Below are 20,454 nucleotides of genomic sequence, written 5' to 3' on the forward strand. Positions count from 1 at the left end.
AAATCAATAAGTTGTGTGGTGTTTGTTGATCAAATATACTACTTAGGCAGTAATAAATCTATGGTCTATGGCAAATAACGACCATGAAATGAGTCAGATATTCACTCTGTCTATGGTCTTAAGACCAGTTTTTTCGATATATTTGTCATACTTAGAAAGAAACCTGATCAAATGACGAACGCTCTAAAGCTGTTGTACTACAAATTTATCGGCGATACTAAAAATACGATCCTGCAGGCAAGAATATTTCATCAGGTCTGTGTCGTAGTCTTGTTTTTCTTACCTTTCGCGATAGTGTCCAATATCTTTACCAAGGTTCCTCACACGACGCTGGCCATGACAACGCTCTTTCTGTTCACAGCAGCGGTGTACTATTATTCGAGGGTGCATGGCAGACTGAAAATCAGTACCACGCTGTTCACCCTGTTCGTGAACGGCTTCCTCGCTACTAATTATTTCCTGAATTCCGGAATTCAAGGCCCCACATTAATGCTGTTTATTCTCTCTGCGATCTTCATTATCGCAGTGATGCCCGCCAGGGCGCATGTGTTCTGGCTCAGTTTCAATTCCATCACCGTACTCTCCCTGCTCAGCTATGACTTTCTAAATCCCGGGGCAATTGCTTACACCTATGACAGCCGTGCAAGTTTATTTACGGACATGGGGTTCAGTTACATTGCGGGCACCACTTGCATTGTACTGATCATCACCTATATTTTAAGAAATTACCGCAGGGAAAAAAGAAAAGCGCAGGATGCTTCACTTGCACTTGGGGAAGCCAATGAAGCCAAAATCAAACTGCTGTCTATCCTTTCCCACGATTTGAAATCACCACTAAATTCCATACAAGGCTTTCTGGAACTTCTTGTGGCTTACGACCTGGAAGAACATGAAGAGAAAGCCATCAAATCGAGCCTTCTACAGGAAACGAAGAATACGCAATCGATGTTATTTAACATGCTCAACTGGACGAAATCTCAAATGGATAGCGGAGTAAAGGTTAATTTGGAAGAAATAAACATTTTCGAGGCCCTGAAATCGTCGCTGAATGCCCAAAAAACTGTTGGACAGGAAAAGAACATCAAAATTTTCGATAACATAGATCCGGATCTACACATCATAGCTGATCTGGAAATGCTTAAACTAGTGGTGAGGAACCTCATTAACAATGCCATCAAATTCACCCATAAAGGCGGGGAGATCAATATCAGTACCGCCTTATCCGGAGACATTGTATCCATTAAAGTATCCGACAACGGTATTGGTATCAGTCCGGAGAAACAGGATAAGATCTTTACACTCAATACAGGTGCAACCTATGGTACCAATAATGAAAAAGGCGTAGGATTAGGCTTACTTCTCTGCAAGGAATTTACGGAACTGCAGGGTGGAAACATCCAATATAGCAGCACACCGGGCGAGGGTAGTATTTTCGAAATTCGTTTCCCCCACTGCCAGCCAAAATCAATAACTTTAGAGACACAAAATAACCACCATACATGAACAGAAACTGCTATCTACTATTGCTTTTTATTTTCCTCTTTACAGGATCACTGGACGCACAGACCTTAAAAGTTGCAACTTTTAATATCCGTTACGACTCAGACGGTGACGCCAAACAGGGCGATGGTTGGAAACAACGCCAAACTCCACTCACACAACTCATACGTTTTCACGATTTTGACATCTTTGGTGCACAGGAGGTCCTCAACAATCAACTGGAAGTTATGCTGAGGTTATTGCCAGATTATACCTACACCGGAGTAGGTCGGGATGATGGTGCAAAAAAAGGAGAATATGCACCTATTTTCTATAAAAAAGATAAGTTCAGTGTGCTAAAGACCGGAACCTTCTGGCTTTCGGAAGATACCAGCAAACCCAATAAAGGCTGGGACGCAGTGTTACCACGAATTTGCACATGGGGATTGTTCCAGGACAAAAAATCCAAAAAGAAGTTTATGTTTTTCAACACACATTTTGATCATGTGGGTGTGAAGGCAAGGCAGGAAAGTGCTAAACTGATCATGGCGAAGATCAGGGAAATTGGTGCAGATAAAATCCCTGCAATCCTTACCGGTGACTTTAATGTAGACCAGAACAGCGATAGTTATGCCGTCATCAACAATTCAGGTCTATTAAAAGACGCATTTGGCCTGGCGGAGCTCCGTTATGCAGCAACCGGCACCTTTAACAGCTTTAAAGCAAATTCGGTAACCAATAGCCGCATCGACCATATCTTCCTCACCAAAACATTCAAAGTAAGCAGATATGGCATATTGACGGATACTTACCGGGCACTCGAAAATTCTACAGAGGCTTTTAATCCGGCCAATGCGCCGGGGGAAATCAAATTACAAAATTCCCCTGCAAGAACACCTTCGGACCATTATCCTGTGATGATCATTACCGAACTTTAATCCATAGGATGTTTGTTTGAACCCGGATTGGTGCCATCCAGATCAACACCTAAACTGTCGGGCTCGTCTGAAAGACGTGCTTCTTCGTCCATATGTTCATTAACAACAATCACGGAACCAGCTGAAGGTACAGGTCGATTTACCCCTGTACCCTCAGTACTGGTATGATGTAAAAATTCCAATCCCTCTGGAGTTATGGATGCCGCATGCTGCACACTATGCCGATCAATGACCACATAACCTAGTCTTTCCAATTCTTCATATTGATCTTCCATACCGCCAAGGATAGAAGAACTTACCTGCTGATCAATGATTTCAAGCAGGGAGATAGTTTCTTGATGTGTCATAATTTTATTTGTTTAAATAATGGTATTAATTGAACAATTGATCTTAAGATAAGTTTCCATCCAGACCGGATTATCCAAACCAAATGTGGGATCGGTCTGTTGATGATCTGACACTAATTTCAAATACCATGAAAAACATAAAATTAACACTAGCCCTGCTCCTCTTGCAATTGCTGGCGCTAAGCAGCTACGGACAGCGCACCCTACACAACTCAGTAAAATTTCTTCAAGAGGCCGCAACTTTAGGCATGAATGCTGAAGCCCTGGCAAACCTTGGACAGAAACAATTGGAAAATCCTGAAGCAAAGGCCTACGTCCTGGAAGTATTAAACCATCAAATGGTAGCTAATGCCCAGCTCAAGAGTCTGGCAAAAAAGAAGAAAGTAAAGTTGCCTGAGCCGATGTCTATTCCAATAAACAGCATGCAAACAAGAGTGGACACCAGTGATTTCGATAAAGAATACCTTCAGATGATGATAGAGGATCAGAAAAAAGCGATAACGCTTTATGAGAGTGGGAGCAAATCCTCTGATCGGGAGATAAAGTCTTATGCCTCAAGGTACCTGGCGATCTACAGAAAGAACCTTCAAGGGGCTTTAAAGCTCAATCAGGCACAGCCTCCAAAATAATAATAAAATATCCTGCTGATTTTCAATAAATTAATTGTACGTTTGTGCATAATTTAAATACAATATAATGCAACAAGGAACAGTAAAGTTTTTCAATGAGACAAAAGGTTTTGGTTTTATCATCCCGGCTAACGGAGATAGCGAAATCTTTGTACACACTTCAGGCTTAATCGATAGCATTCGTGAGAATGATTCAGTAAGCTATGACGTTGAGCAAGGTAAAAAAGGCTTAAACGCAATTAATGTTAAGATCAGTTAATTAAACTCATTTTATAAATTAATAAAAGCATCCCCTTAAAAGGATGCTTTTTTATTTTAAAGCTAACTCAATTAATGTTTCTATTGTGGGTAAACCAGAATTCGTGCAGTGACCTCATGCAACTCAGCAGATCAGAATAACCTGAGGGTTTAGTCACAAATGCATTCGCTCCAAATTCATAAGATGCCTTTACATCTTTTGGATTGTCAGAGGTAGAAAAAAGGATCACGGGCACATATTTCAGAAAAGGTATCTCCTTAATTTTTTTCAGGACATCAATTCCTGATAGACCTGGAAGATTCAGGTCCAGCAGTATCAATTTTGGCTTATGCTTCTGCTCCACCAGCTTTTCTAGCGTTGCAATCGCATTTTTACCATCATCAACCACCTTCAAAGTAAGATCTTCCTTAACCTCTCTCACAGCATGCTCAAGGATAAATGCAAAATCTTCATCGTCTTCTACGTAAAAAATATCCGGGGAAATCATATCTTATTTTTTAAAGGCCAGGTAAAAAACAGTTCCAACATTCAGTTCACTTTCAAACCATATTCTACCGTTATGACGTTCGATGATGCGTTTGACTATTGCGAGCCCCACTCCTGTTCCATCAAAGTCCTTTACGTTTTCCATGCGCTTGAAAAGTTCAAATACCCGATCGTAATACTTAATGTCAATACCAATGCCATTATCGGTGATTTTATAAATAATTTCATCGGCCTCAGCAACACCTTCTATGCTCACTTTAGGATTCACTGATTTAGCGCAGTACTTTACAGCATTGGAAATGATGTTGGTAAATACCTGAGTAATGAGGGTAAAATCACCATCTATATCCGGACAATCACCAACCTGGATCTGCACATGACTGGCTTTCTGTGCCGCGCTGACTTCGGTAGCAATGTCTTTTATAAGCGTTTCCATACTTATTCTTACCATTTCTACGTCCGAACGACCTACCCTGGCCAACTTCAGAATCTCATCTATCAGGTAGCCCATTTTATCTGCACCGATCATCACCCTGCCAAGCAGCTTTTTACCCTGCTCGTCGAGATCTTTATTTTTCAAAAGAAACATTTCAGTATAGCTTTTGATGGAAGTAAGTGGTGTTCTTAGGTCATGTGAAATGGTGTAGCTAAAAGTATCCAGCTCTTCATAAGCTAATTTCAGTCGCTCGTTGAGCAAACGGATTTCGTTTGCCTTTTTGTTGACTGTGGTCATGATCTTCTCCCTGAGTTTCAGGACACCTGAAATCTCGGTTTTGGTCCAACGCTCGGACGTATGCCTTACAATTTCTGCGAAGCTGGCAAAGGAATTGCGCGGTGAAAGTGATAAGGTACCATCCGCTGCAGGCTCCATTGCTTTATCTGGATTTCCAGCCCAGTGAATCGTCTGCATTTTCTCAGGTTTGAACCATACGATCAGTTCGCCCATATCTTTAGACAACATTGCGGCCAGTATCCCGCTGGCCTTATCTGTATACTTTAGGGCAGGTCTGTAAACTGCAGATAGTTTGGCCGAGTGGTAAACAGATTCGTCCATGGTTAACTTTAGCCAATTGAATAGCTCGAGCAAATCAGATTCTTCAGGAGTACTGCCCAAAGTATATATCCGATCTTCAAAGAGAATGGCTACTCCGGTACTATGAGCCATATCCACCAATGTCTTCTCATGTTTAGTCAGCGCTGAGATGACATCAGCATCCCTATCCAGGTAAACAGCCAATTCGTTTACAGCCTCGTTCAACAAGGTATTTTGTTCGTTATCTTCCTCCACCTGGCGGTACTCCAAAGCTGAAGAAAGGATTTGCCCAATCAGTTTAGTTCCTTCCCGCGCTTTAAAATCGATGAACTTAGGCGTATAATTATGGCAGGCAATCAATCCCCATAACTCACCATGTGCAAGCAATGAAATACTGAAACTGCTTGCTACCCCCATATTTTTCAGGTATTGAATATGTATGGGTGAAACAGCCCTTAATGTGGAATGTGTCAGGTCTAATGTGATCCCCTCTTCGTAAGCCAGTATAGCTGAAGCCTCGGTGTTCACGTCTGCAATAATCCGTGTCATATTGAGCTTATACAATTCCCTAGCCTGCTTAGGAATATCAGACGCGGGATAATGTAAGCCAAAAAATGGTTCTAAATCCTCATTTTTAACTTCCGCAACCACTTCGCCATGCCCATCTTCCTTAAACTTGTAGATCATGATCCTGTCGTACTCAATCATACTTTTAATTTCCTGTGCAGCGCGGCTCAGCAGTCCATCCAGGTTTTTATTGGACAAAATCTCGGATATAGATTTGCCTATGATATTCTGTATGTCGTATTGTAGTGTCGCCTGTTCAAATTCCAGTACAAAATGTGCTTCAGACCGGTGGATGATCAGGTAATAGTGAACTTCGCCAATCATCAATTTATAGGGATTGATGATGTCAAAGTTCCCCTGTAATTTACCCAGTTTCAACAACTGTTTCAGGTCGAAGTCATCGTCCCCAGCCAGCAGCATGTTTAAATCTGAGATATTTTTATCAAGTAACGCAGCGCCATCTAACCCCAGATAATCGCCTACATTGGCACTCGCAAAGCTGATTTGGTAGGTCAATGCATCTACAGCGAGCAAAAATCCATGTGACTGTATTTTTCCGGGTATGTGTATAGGTTCTCTGTCACAGTTGGTAAGGTCAATATTAATCATAAAGGTGTGGATGCAAAATTATCGCAGGTTACAAAATTACTAGATTTTTACTTTTTTCAACTATCTTGCCAATGTTTCGTTATTAGACATAACATAGCCCTCCTTATGACTAAAAATATATTTATAGCCTCCGCAGAACCTTATTCCGGCAAGTCGGTGATTGCCTTTGGTTTGATTAACATGTTACTTGCCAAAACTAAGAAAGTGGGGTATTTTAAACCCATAATTGCACAGGATGACCCCAAGGAAAAAGACCTTCATGTGGAAGCAATGCTGGATTATTTTTCACTGCCGGTAAATTATGAAGATGCATTTGCTTTCACCAGACAGGATATGCTGCATTCCGCGAACGATGAAACTGGCGAAATCATCAATACCATCATCAGCAAGTATAAAAAGCTTGAAGACAATTATGATTTTACAGTGATCGAGGGCAGTGATTTTTTAGGAGAAGGCATTGCCTTTGAATTTGAGTCCAATGCACTGATGGCCAAAAACCTGGCGGCACCCGTACTCATTGTTGTATCTGGAAAAGATAAAACAGCCAGTCAGACATTTAAAACAGCAATCAACATCTACCGAAACTTTCTATTGCGTGATGTTCAGGTACTTGGAGTAATTGCCAATATGGTCAATCCGGATGAAGCGGAACGCATAAAGCAGGCGTTGGTCAACCAGCTTCCTCCAGAGCTGATGATCGCGGTAATTCCAATGGAAAAAGGACTTCAAAGTCCAACGATGCAGGAAATCACCAATGAACTTAATGCCAAGGTGTTGTTTGGGGAGGAACTCATGGCCAATCCGGTTGACAACTTCGTAACAGGTGCGATGATGCTTCCTAACTTTTTGAACCACATCAAGGAGAATGTACTCATCATTACCCCTGGTGACAGAGGAGACATTATCATTGGTTCATTACAGGCAAACATCTCTGCCAACTATCCTAAAGTAGCTGGAATTGTTCTTACCGCAGGAAGTCTGCCGGACGAACCCATGCTGCGACTAATTGAAGGTCTGCAGACCGTGATTCCGATCATCTCGGTAAATTATGGGACTTTTGAGACCTCTACCAGGATGGGAAGTATCCATTCCAAGATCACGAAAGAAAATACCAAGAAGATCGAACTGGCTATAGATGTGTTCGAGAAATATGTGGATATGAAGGCACTGGATGACAAGATCATTACCTTCAACTACACTGGAATTACACCCCACATGTTCCAATATCAACTGGTAAAATGGGCAAAGAGTCAGAAAAAACACATTGTTCTTCCTGAAGGCAACGACGAGCGGATCCTGAAGGCAGTAGAAAAACTCATCGCCCAGGACATTGTGGACATCACATTACTTGGCGATCAACTGGAAATTGGCTCCAGCATCAAACGTCTTGGGCTGAGTCTTGATATCAACAGCATCCACATCCATAATCCAGCGAGTTCTTCCAATTACACTGATTATGTAGAAACGCTATACGAATTACGTAAGAACAAAAACGTAAACATGGAAATGGCCAGGGACATGATGACCGATGTATCTTACTACGGAACGATGATGGTCTACAAAGGGCATGCGGATGGAATGGTATCAGGCGCCGTGCATACCACCCAGCATACCATCAGGCCCGCCCTGCAGTTTGTGAAGACCAAGCCTGGCGTATCTGTCGTTTCTTCTATCTTCTTTATGTGTTTGCCAGAACGTGTAGCAATCTTTGGCGACTGCGCCGTGAACCCCAACCCTACGGCACAACAACTGGCAGAAATTGCCATTTCCTCAGCAGAAAGCAGTGCCAGGTTTGGCATAGAACCCAGAATAGCCATGCTTTCCTACTCTTCCGGAACTTCTGGTGAAGGTGAGGATGTGGAGCGTGTGCGTGAAGCAACGGCAATTGTGAAGGCCAGACATCCCGAACTGAAGATAGAAGGGCCTATCCAGTATGACGCAGCAGTAGACCCGGTTGTCGGCCGACAAAAACTCCCCGGCTCTGAAGTGGCAGGCAGGGCAAGTGTACTGATTTTCCCGGATTTAAATACCGGGAACAACACCTATAAAGCAGTACAAAGGGAAACAGGGGCATTGGCCATCGGACCGATGTTACAAGGATTAAATAAACCAATTAACGATCTAAGCCGGGGATGTACGGTGGATGACATATTCAATACCGTGGTGATCACCGCCATACAATGCCAGGACAATTAAGCAGATACCCATGAATATTTTAGTGATCAATTCAGGAAGCAGTTCCCTGAAATACCAGTTATTTAGTATGCCTTCGAAGACACCAGTTCGCAGCGGACTGGTAGAACGGATCGGAGAAAAAGGAAGTGAAGTCAAGGATCATTCTATTGCATTGAAGCAGGTATTGGCAGCACTATCCAACGGGGCGGAAGCAGCGATCAAAAGCACGGATGACATCCATGCTGTGGGCCACCGTGTAGTACATGGTGGAGAACTGTTCTCTGCCGCGGTCATCATCAACGAAGCTGTAAAGACCCAGATCAAGAAACTATTTTCCCTGGCCCCGCTGCACAATCCCGCCAATTACACATGCATAGAAGTAGCGGAAGAGACTTTCCCAAATGCCAGGCAAATTGCCGTGTTTGACACCGCATTTCACCAGACCATTCCCGAGCAGGCCTATCGTTATGCCATTCCGGAATCCTATTATAAAGAACACGGCATTCGTGTATATGGTTTTCATGGTACAAGCCACAAATATGTGAGTGAACAAGCTATGCTGTGGTTAGATAAACCAGATGCTAAACTCATCACGATCCACCTCGGTAACGGCTGTAGCATGACAGCGGTGAACGCCGGAAAATCTGTAGATACGACCATGGGCTTTGGTCCTCTTAGTGGCCTGATGATGGGCACGCGTTCCGGTGACATCGATCCTTCTGTCGTCTTTCACCTGATGGAACATTCCGGTTATACCCTCAGTCAGCTCAGCAACTTATTGAACAAGCAATCGGGTTTATTAGGTGTAGGTGGAACCGGTGATATGCGCGATATCAGAAAGAAAGTCGAACAGGGTGATGAAGCTGCCCAATTGGCCATCAAACTTTACGCCTACCGCATTAAAAAATTCATTGGTGCCTATGCTGCGGTATTAAATGGCTTAGACGCCATTGTGTTTACCGCAGGCGTTGGCGAAAATGACGTCGCCATGCGGGCTGAAGTTTGCCGTGAACTGAATTACCTTAACATCGTCCTTGACGAAGAGAAAAATGGGCAGTACAAAAAAGAACTGCTGGCGATCCATAAGGAAAGCTCAGCAGTTCAGATATTGGTCATTCCCACTAATGAGGAATATGAAATTGCCCATCAGACATACCACATGCTCAGGGAAAAATAATGGATCAGGTGTCTTATTTTGACACCTGTCCTTTTGCGTATTTTGCAGCCAGCACCAGTGCGTCATAAGCATTGACAACGCCTCCCGAACTGCACAAGTCGGTAAAATCTACCAGATCATCAGTACCTGGTTTTTTTACTTTATAATTGACTTTCACCACCGATTTAACGATAATCTCTTTTACCTGGCTGGCAGTTAGCGCTGGATAATATTCGCGTACCAGCGCAGCGATACCCGCTACTACCGGAGAAGCCATACTTGTACCATCATGATCTGCATACTTTGATCCCGGTGTGGTAGAATTGATTTTTACACCTGGAGCAAACACATCAACCGTCTTAGCACCAAAGTTCGAAAACGACGCAGGCAGCGATTCATCATTTGACCAACCAGAAGCACCTACTTCGATCCAGTTTGCAGCTGCATCACCGGTGTTCAAATAAGCTGCTCTTGGGAAATTGTTTTCTACATCCACGTTCTTGGCATCGTTACCAGCAGCGTGAACAAACAATACATCTTTGCTAACCGCATATTTCACCGCTTTATCTACTGCCTCCTTTTCCGGAGAGTAGCCTTTACCGAAGCTCATGTTAATGACTTTGGCACCATTGTTTACTGCATAATAGATGGCATTGGCAATGTCTTTATCGCGCTCATCACCGGTAGGTACTGCGCGAACTGGCAAGATCAATGCTGCATCTGCGATGCCATCAATCCCCAATCCATTGCCACGCTTTGCCGCAATAATTCCGGATACATGGGTACCATGGTCGCAATCTGGTGCATCTACAACAGCATTGCCATAGATTTTCTCATTGACATCGGCATAGTTATCGCCTACGGTATCCCGGGAATTGTAATCTACATTGAGGTTGTATTTCAGTTCATCTTCAAAATGCTTCAGATCAGACGCGATCCCATCTTTAATCTCCGGGTAAGTAGCCCCACCCTGCATCATTTGATAGATGATCCTAGCAACCTGAGCTTGCTGTCCATCGGCAGATTTGAAATTCTTAAAAGCAGTGGAGTCAGGTGTAGTACCTAGCTTCGCTACTACCCCATTCAGGACCTGCTGAAAACCGGCAATATTGCCTGCATTCATTCTGGCCTCATTAACCTTTTTTGCAAGGGTATCTTTTAAAGGCGAGTTTGGATTGGATTTTACAATACGTGCAATCTCCATGTTGTCATACATGACGCTACCTTTTGCAGAACCCAGGAAATTCCAGCCATACACATCATCAGCATAACCATTCTTGTCGTCGTCCTTTCCATTGCCTGCAATTTCCTTTTTGTTTTTCCAGATCACATCCTTCAAGTCTTCATGTTTGTAATCTGCACCTGCATCTATCACCGCAACAATCACCTGTTTTGGCTTCTTGCCTTTTAAGAGTTCTTTATAAGCCTTGTCGGCACTGATTCCAAAAACAGAATCCGCTTTTAAGTCTTTGTGCAGCCATCCTGGCTGTTGTGCTGAAGCTGTGGCAGCAAAGGCCACAGCCATCAATAATAAGTTCAGTTTCTTCTTCATGCTGATGTTTGGGTATCGTCCCTAGCAGACAATACAGTTTTTATTATGAGGCGCTAAATATAGACTTTCGGTCAGGAAAAACAATAAACTATAACATTATTTAACAGTTGCGATGCCATGTCCACTTAAACCGCCAACGCTTTTCTCACTGCAGGGGCAATCTGGGTTCCGAAGATTTCAATCGATTTCATCAGCTCTTTGTGTGATGGATCGCCTACATCCATATGTCCGATAAATCTGGTAATGCCAAACAGCTCCTGCATATACAGGATTTTATCAGTCACTTGCGCTGCATCTCCCATAAATAAGGCACCTTCTTTGGACCGGCCACCGTCAAACTGTTCCTTTGCGTAAGGCGCCCAGCCGCGTGATGCGCCAACCCGATCCATCTGCGCAGCATAGTTGTAATAATACTGATCAATATCCGATTCATTATTGCTCACAAAGGAATGAGAATGGATCCCAATCTGCATCTTACCCAGGTCATGTCCATGCTTCACGTATTCCTGCTTGTAAAATTCAATCAATGGCTGAAACTGTTTTGGCATTCCTCCGATGATCGCAACAACCAAGGGCAAGCCCAGTACAGCTGCGCGCAATACGGATTGAGGAGTACCACCTACTGCAATCCAAATGGGTAATTTCCCATTGTTTGTAGCCCTCGGCAATACCGTTTGGTTTTGAAGCGGCGCCCGTAACTTTCCTTCCCAGTTCACCACTTCATGCGCATTGATGGCCAACAACAAATCTAGTTTTTCTTCAAACAGTTGATCATAATCACTTAAATTGTAGCCGAATAACGGAAAGGATTCAATAAAACTTCCACGTCCGACGCCAATTTCTGCACGACCATCAGAAATCAGGTCTATGGTAGAGAAATCCTGATATACTTTTACAGGTTCAGCAGAACTCAGTACCGTAACCGTACTCATGAGCTTGATGTTTTTGGTAATGCTGGCTGCTGCAGCCAATACAATCTCGGGGGACGAAACTGCATAATCCGGCCTATGGTGTTCGCCAAGACCAAACACATCCAGACCAACCTCATCCGCCAATTTGATTTGCTCCATAATCTCCCGCAACTTGAGCCCGGCCGGGCGCGGTTTACCTGTTTTCGCGTCAAAGGACAAATCACCGAACATTCCTATACCTAATTCCATAATCTTCTTATTTTTTGATGGTCAAAAGTAACAAATGCAGTGAGCCTGAACCTTGATATAGGATAAGAAATGTATTTTTGAGTATGAACATAGAAGAATTAAGGGATTATTGTTTACAAAAACCGGGAGCGAGTGAAGACCTGCCTTTCGGCGATCAAACTCTGGTATTTAAAATCGGTGGCAAAATCTTTTTACTCGTAGGTTTGGAACGGGGCGATCGTTTCAATGCCAAATGTGATCCTGAAAGGGCTATTGAACTACGCGAACAACACCATGAAATCGTTCCTGGCTTTCATATGAATAAAAAGCACTGGAATACGGTAGCTATGGACGGTGGACTGAAGTTCAGTTTTCTAAAAGAACTCATCGACCATTCTTATGACCTGGTATTGGCCAGCCTGTCTAAGAAACAACGGGAGGAGCTGGGAAATATAGGCTCTGATTTATCGTTATAAACCAAAACACAACAGATTGAGAATTCAGCACATCATCATTAGTTTATCCTGTTTCATGTTCGGCATCCACAGTTTGAGCGCGCAGGTAGTACCTACGCCGGATACTTTAGTGAGGGATAGTTTACGTCAAAAACCCATTTCAGATCAATACGATGTCGGAGATCTGTTTAGGAACCTATTTCACCCGGGAAGACCCGCAAATACCAAAAAGCAACCCTCCGGAATCACCATCATCCCCAATTTCGCCTACAACCCAAGTATCGGCGCCCAAATTGGCATTAAGGCGGTTGCAGGAAGGGTTTTGGGTTCAGAACCCAATACGTTAATGTCAATCGCTGCCACTTCAGCGTCTATTACCACCAAAGGCATTCTGTATTTTTACCTGAACCACAACATCTATACACCCGCCAACAAGTGGAACTTGCAGGGAAGTCTGGTCGCTGCCAAGACGGTGACCCCGGATTTTGGACTGGGAATTGGCAATGCCGCAACTGGTTCTGAGGCTAATCTGGCACTCAGCAATCCGGACCGAAAGGCCTACGTGCTCCATGCAGAATACTACAATTTTAGAGAAAAAATTTACAAGCAGGTACAAGACAATCTGTTTCTTGGCGCTGGCGTCTCTTTTGAGATCAGACGAAATATTGAAGACCGGGGCGCTACAAATGAGCTGACTCCCTACAACATCTACAGCGATCGTTATGGCTTCAACAGAGACCATTACCAATCAAACGGTTTTCTTTTCAACGTACAGTATACTACCCGGGACAATCAAAACCGGGCCTACAAAGGGATCTATATTGATGCGGGTATCCGTGCCAATCAGACCTGGATCGGCAGTTCCAAGAATGCAGTACAGGTCACTACTGACTTCAGGAAGTACTGGAGCCTATCAAAAACACATCCGGAGCATGTGATCGCCTTCTGGAACTGGGGTTCCTATTTAGTGAGTGGGAAACTTCCCTACCTGGAATTACCGGGAACGGGCAGGGACAGTTATTTCAGAAGTGGACGGGGTTATACTGTTGGTTACTTCAAAGCACCACAGTATTTTTACTCGGAACTGGAATACCGCTTTCCGATTCTGAACAATAAATTCCTTAGCGGCGTGACCTTTTTCAATGTACAAAGTGCCAATGACATGCAAGGTACTGCATTGTTTGAGCGATGGCAGCCAGGTGGTGGCGCAGGTTTGAGGGTTTTATTCAATAAAGCCACCCGCACCAATCTTTGCCTGGACTATGCCTTTGGAAAATATGGTGCGAGGGGATTCTTTCTCGGTCTTACTGAAGCTTTTTAGTCTTTATAGTGCTGGATTGCTACCGTAGTCTGCCCAGAGCTGATCGACCGTCTTGCCCGTATTCGTAGTCCAGAAAGATGGCGTATAAGCGCCGCTGCGCATGCTGCTGTCCAATTTAACCACGATCCCTGCATAGCCATGCTTTTCCAACCAGTAAAAGAAACGGGCCGTAACACGGTAAGCATCCTTGTAAGATTGATTGGCTGAATAATTAGGCAGGCTCCAATTGGCCTCAGGATTACTAAGCCCCATCGTAAAGCGAACATAATCCGCAATACCTTCAGTGACCCAGCCCGCGTCTGCGACATATGGATACGCCTGTACCACATGCATCATTTCATGTGTCGCCACATCAAGATCCTTAGGATTACTTTTAAACCAGGAAGGGTCATAGCGAATTATCGCCCCTCCGAAAGCAGCAGCAACACCTTTGTATAAGGGCTCCATCACGAAGACGACCTTATTGGTTGCATTTACATTATATAAATCTGCTTCTTTCTGATAGTTCTCCTTAAATACATTGATCAGTCCGGCTTTCACAGTAGCAGACAAATCCGGTGATTTGTCTACAAACACCAGTGTGTTTTTACCCTGAACAATTGTTTCCATTTTACTGACAAGTGATGTAGTTTGCTTATTGTCCGGTACCTGGATCAGACGCCATTCTGCAAGCTGACATAAGGCACCGCCACGCAGGTCAGTTACGTTCAATCGGTAATACCGATAAGCAGCAGGATTTTTAAAGCTGATCTTCTTAGTTTGTCCTCGCTCAGGGAAATATTCATAGGGCTGGGTATTGAGTTCAATCCATTCGATCCCGTCATTTGACGCCGTAATGGTCCAGCTTTGTGGATCACGATCATCCGCATCGTCTCCTGAAGTAATGGTGTAGCTGCCTACTTTCTTCGCTTCAGGAAATGTCATCTGCATAAAAAACGTTTTAGCGTAGGAGAATATCAAAAACTTTGTCTTGATGTCATTATCTACCAATTTGAGCGAGCCTTCCTTTGCAGATTTGCCACCGGTATTTTCTATATTGACAGATAAAGTACCCAAATTTGTGATGTCCATTTCAGTAATGGCTTGCTCTGGCTTTTCTTCTTGTGGCGGGATAGCCGATGGAATTTCGACTTCTGAGCCATTTTTCTTACTACAACTGCTGATGACGAGCATGCAGATTAAGCAGCTGACTGCAATAATTTGGTTAGATTTGAGTTTTATCATGTTTATACGGGAGATTTGGTTAAGCCCTTAAGATAACAAATTCTCCCTATGTAAAAAAGACGATTGCCATGGGCAATCGTCTTTTCGTAGTATCAATAGCAGAAAGCTAAGCGGCTTTCTTATTCCTCACAGCGTAGCGCTTATAAGAAACAAAGCCCAGAACCGCCACAGAGGCTACGGTGATGTAAACCCATGATGGAATTGGTACAGGATCTCCCTGCGCATAAGAGTGCAATCCGGTCAGGTAATAGTTTACGCCGAAATAAGTCATGATGATCGTAGAGAAGCTGATCAGCGAGAGCAGATTGAATAAATATTTGCTCTTCAGCTTAGGGATCAGGCGAACGTGCAATACAAATGCATATACGATGACCGAGATGAACGCCCAGGTTTCCTTTGGATCCCAACTCCAATAACGGCCCCAACTTTCATTGGCCCAGATACCACCTAAAAAGGTTCCTACAGTCAGCAAGAAGATACCTACAGTGAGCGACATTTCATTCACGATGCTCAGCTCGGCAATGGATGCTTTTACTTTGGCAGCGATCTTATTTCCATCAATGATATAAAGTACGAGTACCACCGTACCCAATAAAGCGCTCAAACCAAAAAATCCATAGCTTGAAGTGATGATGGCCACGTGGATCATGAGCCAGTAAGATTTCAGTACAGGTACAAGCGGTGTGATCTGAGGATTCATCTGAGAACCACCATGGGCAAATCCCATCAGGATCACCGCGATCAAACAACCTGCAGCCGGGATAAAAGCATTACTATTTCGGTACATCAGCATCCCCGACAAGACACCGATCCAGCTGATGAATAAGACCGCTTCATAACCATTACTCCAGGGCTCATGTCCGGATATATACCAGCGAACACCTAGTCCTAAAGCCTGCAGAGCTGCAGCAGAGGCCATTAGGATCAGGAAGAAGGTCACCAACCGGTTTAAAGTTTTATTTTGCTTAAACAACCTCACAAAAGCCAAAGCCAGGATCACAGAACCCAACAAGGCATAAACGATCATTAGTTTCAGGAAAATGTTCCAGGAATTGTACCTGATCTCCCACTGGATCTTAGCCTCAGACGGCACCACATTCTTTCCGTGCTTCAACTGTAGGCCCTTGATGTGGTCCAGCTTCGCATCCACTCCTGTCCAATCGCCCGAGGTCTGCGCTGCAATCACGCTGCCGAAATACAAGGCCACAGGATTAGAAAGCGTTTCCGTACCGATAGGATTAAAAGGCATCGCTACCCATCTGTTATTGGCATCACCGGCAAGCGGTAAAATCCTCAGGTACTGACCATCCAGCAATTGCTGCATCGCGTATAACTTATCGTTGAGGTCCAGCACAAACTTGTCATACGTGCCCTGATCGGCCGGCTTTTTGGCAAAAGCCTTTTGATAGTCTTCCGCAAGAATAAATTCGGCTGATCCATCGGCACTCAGATTCAGCAGGTTCACCATAGAGGTATAGCCATTTTCATCGGCCTTTAAAGTCTTCAATACTTCAGGTCCACCCTTAGTACTGATTTTCACCAGGGGTACATTCACCCAACTGAAAGGAGCTGTGGACACCGACAATAAAAACTGGTTGGCATCCAGGTTATAAAAACGTTCTTTGCCATGAATCTTACGTAGTACCTCCAGGGCAAGCGTATTGACCGGCTCTATCCTGCCATCTATATTTTGCACCAACAGGCTTCCGAATTGCTCCGCATGCTGTGGATTTATCTTCACCGTTTCAGCAAATGATTTGGCATCTACGGAAGCCATAGACAAGACTTGTTTCACCTCCGCGGTATGTTCATGTCCAGCTGGCTGTTGCTGTGCTTCAGCCTGCGCATCATGTGCATGATCATGCCCATCTCCAGGCGTGTGCTGGTGTGTGCCATCCGTCCCGTGCATGTCGATCTTCTGACTGTAAGCACCGCCCAGAGGCAATAGCATCAGCAGCACCAGGGTCGCCTTAGATTTAGAAAGCGATCTCAACTGCTCATTCAATTTGGAGAAATGGGTGCCTTTCCAGAACAGGGTGACGAACATCCCCAGAAACAGCAAAGTGTAACCGATATAAGTAATGTTAGTGCCCCAGGCATCGTGATTGACCGACAAAATGGTTCCCAATTCATCAGGATCGAAACTGGATTGGAAAAAACGGTAACCGGAATGGTCAAGGACATGGTTCATATAAATCTTGTAAGGCGTCTCTTTTCCTTCGCTTTGAATCATCACATCAGAAGAATAAGCAGAAGGACTATCGCTTCCTGGATATTTCTCCATTTTGAAATCGACCAGTTTCAGTGAAAAAGGTGCAGTATAAACTTTAGAACCATATGCAAGTGAAATGCGAAGTCCTCCAACAGTGCTTTGGTGCTGGAAGTTGGTCATTCCCTTACCTCCGTAAAATGAAACCGTATCGCTGGCCGTACTTGTCGTAATGGCCACTTCTATCAGATCAGGATCATTCTCATGGGTCTTTTTGTCACCCTCATAACGCATGATTCGCGCTGGGGTTGCCGCTTCAGGCACCACGAAAGCAAGCGTTCCATAGGTATATAAGCTCCTCAGATTGAAGGGCTGCACTTCATTATTGCCAGTCACCACCTTACGCTCCTGGGTGGCCATGATCATGTAATTCCCTTCATAGGGCGAAGAAATCTGAAATTTGCCGCCTGCATCCGTAATGTTGATCGCGCCGGTAGTTTCCTTATTGAAACTGAACAACATGTTCTGAATCAGTTGCACATTGCCGGATGGAATGTATTTATTGACACGCTGGCCATTTTCCAATACCACCAGGTGTAAAGTAGGCACCCCGGATGCATCCCGAACGAGTGAGTCCTGGGCACGTGGATAAAAACCGACTACCTTAAGTTTCACGCGTTCGCCACGGAAATCATATTCACCTGAAAAAGTCTTTTTAAACGGCTTCAGATAACTAGGGACACGATCCGAAAGCAAAGTTACAGGCACATCGTCATAAGCAAGGGCATCGTTGTCATTGCCGATCTGCACCTTAAAAAAGGTAGCATCGGAAATGATGCGGTCGCTGGATTCCCCTTCCCTGATCGGCATAGAGCCTTCAAAGCTGATGTAACGCGTAATGAAACCACCGATAAAAATGATCACAAAAGCTAAGTGAAATACCAATAGAGGGAGTTTTTTGAGTTGATAAAGTTTATACCTGCCGATATTTCCGATGAAATTAATCACCAGGATCAGCATGATCAGTTCAAACCACCAGCAATTGTAAATCAATGCTTTTGCCACAGGCGTACCATAGTCATTTTCTACGAAGGTACCCATCGCCATAGAGAAGGCATATAACAGTAAGAGCGTGCCCATCGTACGGGTGGAGAAAAGGATCGAACCTAACTTTTTAATCATTTCTTTGTATTTGGTGTGTATTCAGCTTGCGCCTTCAGCGCGCAAAGTTACACTTCCATTGATTTCCAGCACCCTCTTCCGAAGATAATCTGCAATTGTAGCTTAGAAATGACATACCAGTAACGATAAATTGCCTTATTCGCGGGCGAGCGGGAAGATTTCATCGAGGGTGTAGCTATGTACACCAGGTTTCTCTGCCAATGCCGCGGCGATCATGCCCTTCGCAACAGTAGCTCCGTCAATAGGTCGGTATTTGCGAAATAGTCCGACAGCATTGAGCCCTTTCAGTAAACGATAACCAAATTTTTCCCCGAAACGCTCATCCTTGCGCTTGCCATGCAATAAGCTGGGCTGGAGAAAATGAATTCCTGAAAAATGAAGCCTTTTCACATCCCTTTCAAGTTCGCCTTTGATCCGGCTGTAGAACAACCTAGACTCAGGATCTGCACCTGCTGATGAAACCAGTACATAAAAAGGCACTCCGTTTTCTGATGCAGCTTCTGCAAATTGATACTGGTAGGTGTAGTCAATCTGGTATTGCTTCTCCTTACTGCCTGCCTGCTTCAGTGTAGTGCCCAAACAAGAAAACAAGACATCCCCCTTTACCAGGTTCCTCCAGTTTTCCGGCTGATCAAAATCGATGATGTGCTCTTCCAGCTTGCTGGAGCTGCGTCCTATGGACCTCCGGCTGAACACCAGAACCCGGCTGAATCCCGAATCCCCAATCAGTAAATCTATTAGAGCCGAACCCACTAAACCCGTGGCGCCTATCACTATTGCTGTTTCCATGAATGCTTCGTATAAGGTGTATAAAAATACGCTTTGTATAGCAACAAATCAGCAAAGGGAATGTTAGCTTTTTTCCGAAAAGGATTTAGTTTAGGCTCAGGTAAATAAATACCGGCACATGGTCAGAGATCGCCCGTGCGGTCAGCATATCAGCAAAATCGCTGTAAAAATGAAGGATGCCGGATTTGACAACTGGAAGCTCACTTGACCTGAAAAAGAAGTTATCGTATTCAGAAGCCAGGCAATTATCGGCCACACACTCCTGCTTCAGAGAAGTTTTCTGCCCTACCAAAACCGGTTTATAGCCCAGATCTTTCAATGGATAAAAAACGTTATTCGATTGAGGCAGGTTAAAATCACCACAGAAGATCAGCTTATCGCTGGGGTACCGTGCAGGCAGGAATTTTAAATATTTAATCTCCGTAGCGGGGAGTTTTGATTTGGGGACCGCATGAAAACTGGCCATCGTAAAACTGGCTTTACCAGCGATGAACCGGCAAAAATAGGGTTCTCTTTCGATTTGCTTCTCGTACTTCTGTTCCAGCCAGGCATCCCCCTTCTTCTGGACTTTCGATGTCCGCCATAAGAATGCGTAGCGTTCCCTCGCTTTACCCGTTGTCGGATTGCTGATCGCATAATCCCATTGGCTGCCCATCCGGTTCAGCTCATCTGCAAGACGGGCCACTGCTTGCGGTCCTCCTGCACTGGCTACCACCTCCTGAATGGCAATGAGATCGAATTGGTTGACTTGTTTGGCAATATACGCCATTTCAACATCGTCCTTAGATTTACCGAAGTTCTGGATGTTCCATGAACAGACTTTAAGTTCCTGGGCAAAACTGCCCAAATTGAAAGTAAAGAGGAACAGGAACAACAAATACCTCATCTCTGGTCGTATTGAAATG

General features: G+C 44.2%; 17 protein-coding genes. 8 read left to right on the top strand and 9 right to left on the bottom strand.

Translation table 11 applies throughout. The features are described from left to right. The first annotated feature begins 171 nt into the window (after positions 1 to 171). Both WAE59_RS25310 and WAE59_RS25315 read left to right on the top strand, forming a co-directional pair. Entirely contained in the window at positions 172 to 1,503 is a 1,332-nt protein-coding gene (locus WAE59_RS25310; RefSeq protein ID WP_337858807.1) for a sensor histidine kinase, read from the top strand. Then, positions 1,500 to 2,417, top strand: coding sequence for an endonuclease/exonuclease/phosphatase family protein (locus WAE59_RS25315; protein ID WP_337858808.1), 918 nt, complete (start codon positions 1,500 to 1,502; stop codon positions 2,415 to 2,417). The genes WAE59_RS25310 and WAE59_RS25315 overlap by 4 nt, the downstream gene beginning before the upstream one ends. Here the strand turns inward: WAE59_RS25315 and WAE59_RS25320 are convergent. Then, complete coding sequence (locus tag WAE59_RS25320; protein WP_337858809.1) at positions 2,414 to 2,764, bottom strand: hypothetical protein; 351 nt, start codon at positions 2,762 to 2,764, stop codon at positions 2,414 to 2,416. The two genes, WAE59_RS25315 and WAE59_RS25320, sit on opposite strands and share 4 nt — an antisense overlap. Before the next feature lie 128 nt (positions 2,765 to 2,892). On the opposite strand from WAE59_RS25320, the gene WAE59_RS25325 reads away from it, so the two are divergent. Continuing rightward, positions 2,893 to 3,393, top strand: coding sequence for a DUF4142 domain-containing protein (locus WAE59_RS25325; RefSeq protein ID WP_337858810.1), 501 nt, complete (start codon positions 2,893 to 2,895; stop codon positions 3,391 to 3,393). Between the two features lie 67 nt (positions 3,394 to 3,460). Further along, complete coding sequence (locus tag WAE59_RS25330) at positions 3,461 to 3,652, top strand: cold-shock protein (protein ID WP_337858811.1); 192 nt, start codon at positions 3,461 to 3,463, stop codon at positions 3,650 to 3,652. Between the two features lie 67 nt (positions 3,653 to 3,719). Here the strand turns inward: WAE59_RS25330 and WAE59_RS25335 are convergent, their stop codons facing one another. Together WAE59_RS25335 and WAE59_RS25340 are read right to left on the bottom strand one after the other, a co-directional pair. Further along, complete coding sequence (locus WAE59_RS25335; protein WP_337858812.1) at positions 3,720 to 4,139, bottom strand: response regulator; 420 nt, start codon at positions 4,137 to 4,139, stop codon at positions 3,720 to 3,722. 3 nt (positions 4,140 to 4,142) lie between these two features. Next, positions 4,143 to 6,347, bottom strand: a complete 2,205-nt coding sequence (locus WAE59_RS25340) for an ATP-binding protein (RefSeq protein ID WP_337858813.1) — start codon at positions 6,345 to 6,347, stop codon at positions 4,143 to 4,145. A 105-nt stretch (positions 6,348 to 6,452) separates the two neighbouring features. Here WAE59_RS25340 and pta point away from each other — a divergent pair, with 105 nt between their 5' ends. Together pta and WAE59_RS25350 are read left to right on the top strand one after the other, a co-directional pair. Further along, entirely contained in the window at positions 6,453 to 8,543 is a 2,091-nt protein-coding gene (gene pta, locus WAE59_RS25345; RefSeq protein ID WP_337858814.1) for a phosphate acetyltransferase, read from the top strand. Between the two features lie 10 nt (positions 8,544 to 8,553). After that, positions 8,554 to 9,699, top strand: coding sequence for an acetate/propionate family kinase (locus tag WAE59_RS25350; RefSeq protein ID WP_337858815.1), 1,146 nt, complete (start codon positions 8,554 to 8,556; stop codon positions 9,697 to 9,699). A 13-nt stretch (positions 9,700 to 9,712) separates the two neighbouring features. Here the strand turns inward: WAE59_RS25350 and WAE59_RS25355 are convergent, their stop codons facing one another. Together WAE59_RS25355 and WAE59_RS25360 are read right to left on the bottom strand one after the other, a co-directional pair. Then, positions 9,713 to 11,230 carry a S8 family peptidase gene (locus tag WAE59_RS25355; RefSeq protein WP_337858816.1) on the bottom strand — a complete coding sequence of 506 codons (1,518 nt, stop codon included), beginning with the start codon at positions 11,228 to 11,230 and terminating at the stop codon, positions 9,713 to 9,715. A 125-nt stretch (positions 11,231 to 11,355) separates the two neighbouring features. After that, entirely contained in the window at positions 11,356 to 12,390 is a 1,035-nt protein-coding gene (locus tag WAE59_RS25360) for an LLM class flavin-dependent oxidoreductase (RefSeq protein WP_337858817.1), read from the bottom strand. An 83-nt stretch (positions 12,391 to 12,473) separates the two neighbouring features. Between WAE59_RS25360 and WAE59_RS25365 the strand changes: the two genes are divergently transcribed. Next, complete coding sequence (locus tag WAE59_RS25365; RefSeq protein WP_337858818.1) at positions 12,474 to 12,845, top strand: MmcQ/YjbR family DNA-binding protein; 372 nt, start codon at positions 12,474 to 12,476, stop codon at positions 12,843 to 12,845. Between the two features lie 16 nt (positions 12,846 to 12,861). Continuing rightward, positions 12,862 to 14,145, top strand: coding sequence for a BamA/TamA family outer membrane protein (locus tag WAE59_RS25370; protein ID WP_337858819.1), 1,284 nt, complete (start codon positions 12,862 to 12,864; stop codon positions 14,143 to 14,145). A 3-nt stretch (positions 14,146 to 14,148) separates the two neighbouring features. On the opposite strand, the gene WAE59_RS25375 is transcribed toward WAE59_RS25370, so the two are convergent. The 4 genes from WAE59_RS25375 to WAE59_RS25390 all read right to left on the bottom strand — a co-directional run bounded on the left by WAE59_RS25375 (position 14,149) and on the right by WAE59_RS25390 (position 20,435). Continuing rightward, positions 14,149 to 15,369, bottom strand: coding sequence for a basic secretory protein-like protein (locus tag WAE59_RS25375; protein WP_337858820.1), 1,221 nt, complete (start codon positions 15,367 to 15,369; stop codon positions 14,149 to 14,151). 106 nt (positions 15,370 to 15,475) lie between these two features. Beyond that, a complete protein-coding gene (gene ccsA, locus WAE59_RS25380; protein WP_337858821.1) occupies positions 15,476 to 18,760 on the bottom strand; it encodes a cytochrome c biogenesis protein CcsA in 3,285 nt (1,094 codons plus the stop codon). Between the two features lie 135 nt (positions 18,761 to 18,895). Then, a complete protein-coding gene (locus tag WAE59_RS25385; RefSeq protein WP_337858822.1) occupies positions 18,896 to 19,549 on the bottom strand; it encodes an NAD-dependent epimerase/dehydratase family protein in 654 nt (217 codons plus the stop codon). Between the two features lie 85 nt (positions 19,550 to 19,634). Then, on the bottom strand, positions 19,635 to 20,435 hold the full coding sequence (locus WAE59_RS25390; RefSeq protein WP_337858823.1) for an endonuclease/exonuclease/phosphatase family protein: 801 nt from the start codon (positions 20,433 to 20,435) through the stop codon (positions 19,635 to 19,637). Positions 20,436 to 20,454: the final 19 nt, after the last annotated feature.

Source organism: Pedobacter sp. GR22-6, assembly GCF_037402555.1.
Classification (GTDB): domain Bacteria; phylum Bacteroidota; class Bacteroidia; order Sphingobacteriales; family Sphingobacteriaceae; genus Pedobacter.

Coding starts and splice junctions, on each gene's coding strand:
- WAE59_RS25310 (WP_337858807.1), top strand. CDS start 172: ATGACGAACGCTCTAAAGCTGTTGTACTACAAATTTATCGGCGATACT.
- WAE59_RS25315 (WP_337858808.1), top strand. CDS start 1,500: ATGAACAGAAACTGCTATCTACTATTGCTTTTTATTTTCCTCTTTACA.
- WAE59_RS25320 (WP_337858809.1), bottom strand. CDS start 2,764: ATGACACATCAAGAAACTATCTCCCTGCTTGAAATCATTGATCAGCAG.
- WAE59_RS25325 (WP_337858810.1), top strand. CDS start 2,893: ATGAAAAACATAAAATTAACACTAGCCCTGCTCCTCTTGCAATTGCTG.
- WAE59_RS25330 (WP_337858811.1), top strand. CDS start 3,461: ATGCAACAAGGAACAGTAAAGTTTTTCAATGAGACAAAAGGTTTTGGT.
- WAE59_RS25335 (WP_337858812.1), bottom strand. CDS start 4,139: ATGATTTCCCCGGATATTTTTTACGTAGAAGACGATGAAGATTTTGCA.
- WAE59_RS25340 (WP_337858813.1), bottom strand. CDS start 6,347: ATGATTAATATTGACCTTACCAACTGTGACAGAGAACCTATACACATA.
- pta (WP_337858814.1), top strand. CDS start 6,453: ATGACTAAAAATATATTTATAGCCTCCGCAGAACCTTATTCCGGCAAG.
- WAE59_RS25350 (WP_337858815.1), top strand. CDS start 8,554: ATGAATATTTTAGTGATCAATTCAGGAAGCAGTTCCCTGAAATACCAG.
- WAE59_RS25355 (WP_337858816.1), bottom strand. CDS start 11,230: ATGAAGAAGAAACTGAACTTATTATTGATGGCTGTGGCCTTTGCTGCC.
- WAE59_RS25360 (WP_337858817.1), bottom strand. CDS start 12,390: ATGGAATTAGGTATAGGAATGTTCGGTGATTTGTCCTTTGACGCGAAA.
- WAE59_RS25365 (WP_337858818.1), top strand. CDS start 12,474: ATGAACATAGAAGAATTAAGGGATTATTGTTTACAAAAACCGGGAGCG.
- WAE59_RS25375 (WP_337858820.1), bottom strand. CDS start 15,369: ATGATAAAACTCAAATCTAACCAAATTATTGCAGTCAGCTGCTTAATC.
- ccsA (WP_337858821.1), bottom strand. CDS start 18,760: ATGATTAAAAAGTTAGGTTCGATCCTTTTCTCCACCCGTACGATGGGC.
- WAE59_RS25385 (WP_337858822.1), bottom strand. CDS start 19,549: ATGGAAACAGCAATAGTGATAGGCGCCACGGGTTTAGTGGGTTCGGCT.
- WAE59_RS25390 (WP_337858823.1), bottom strand. CDS start 20,435: ATGAGGTATTTGTTGTTCCTGTTCCTCTTTACTTTCAATTTGGGCAGT.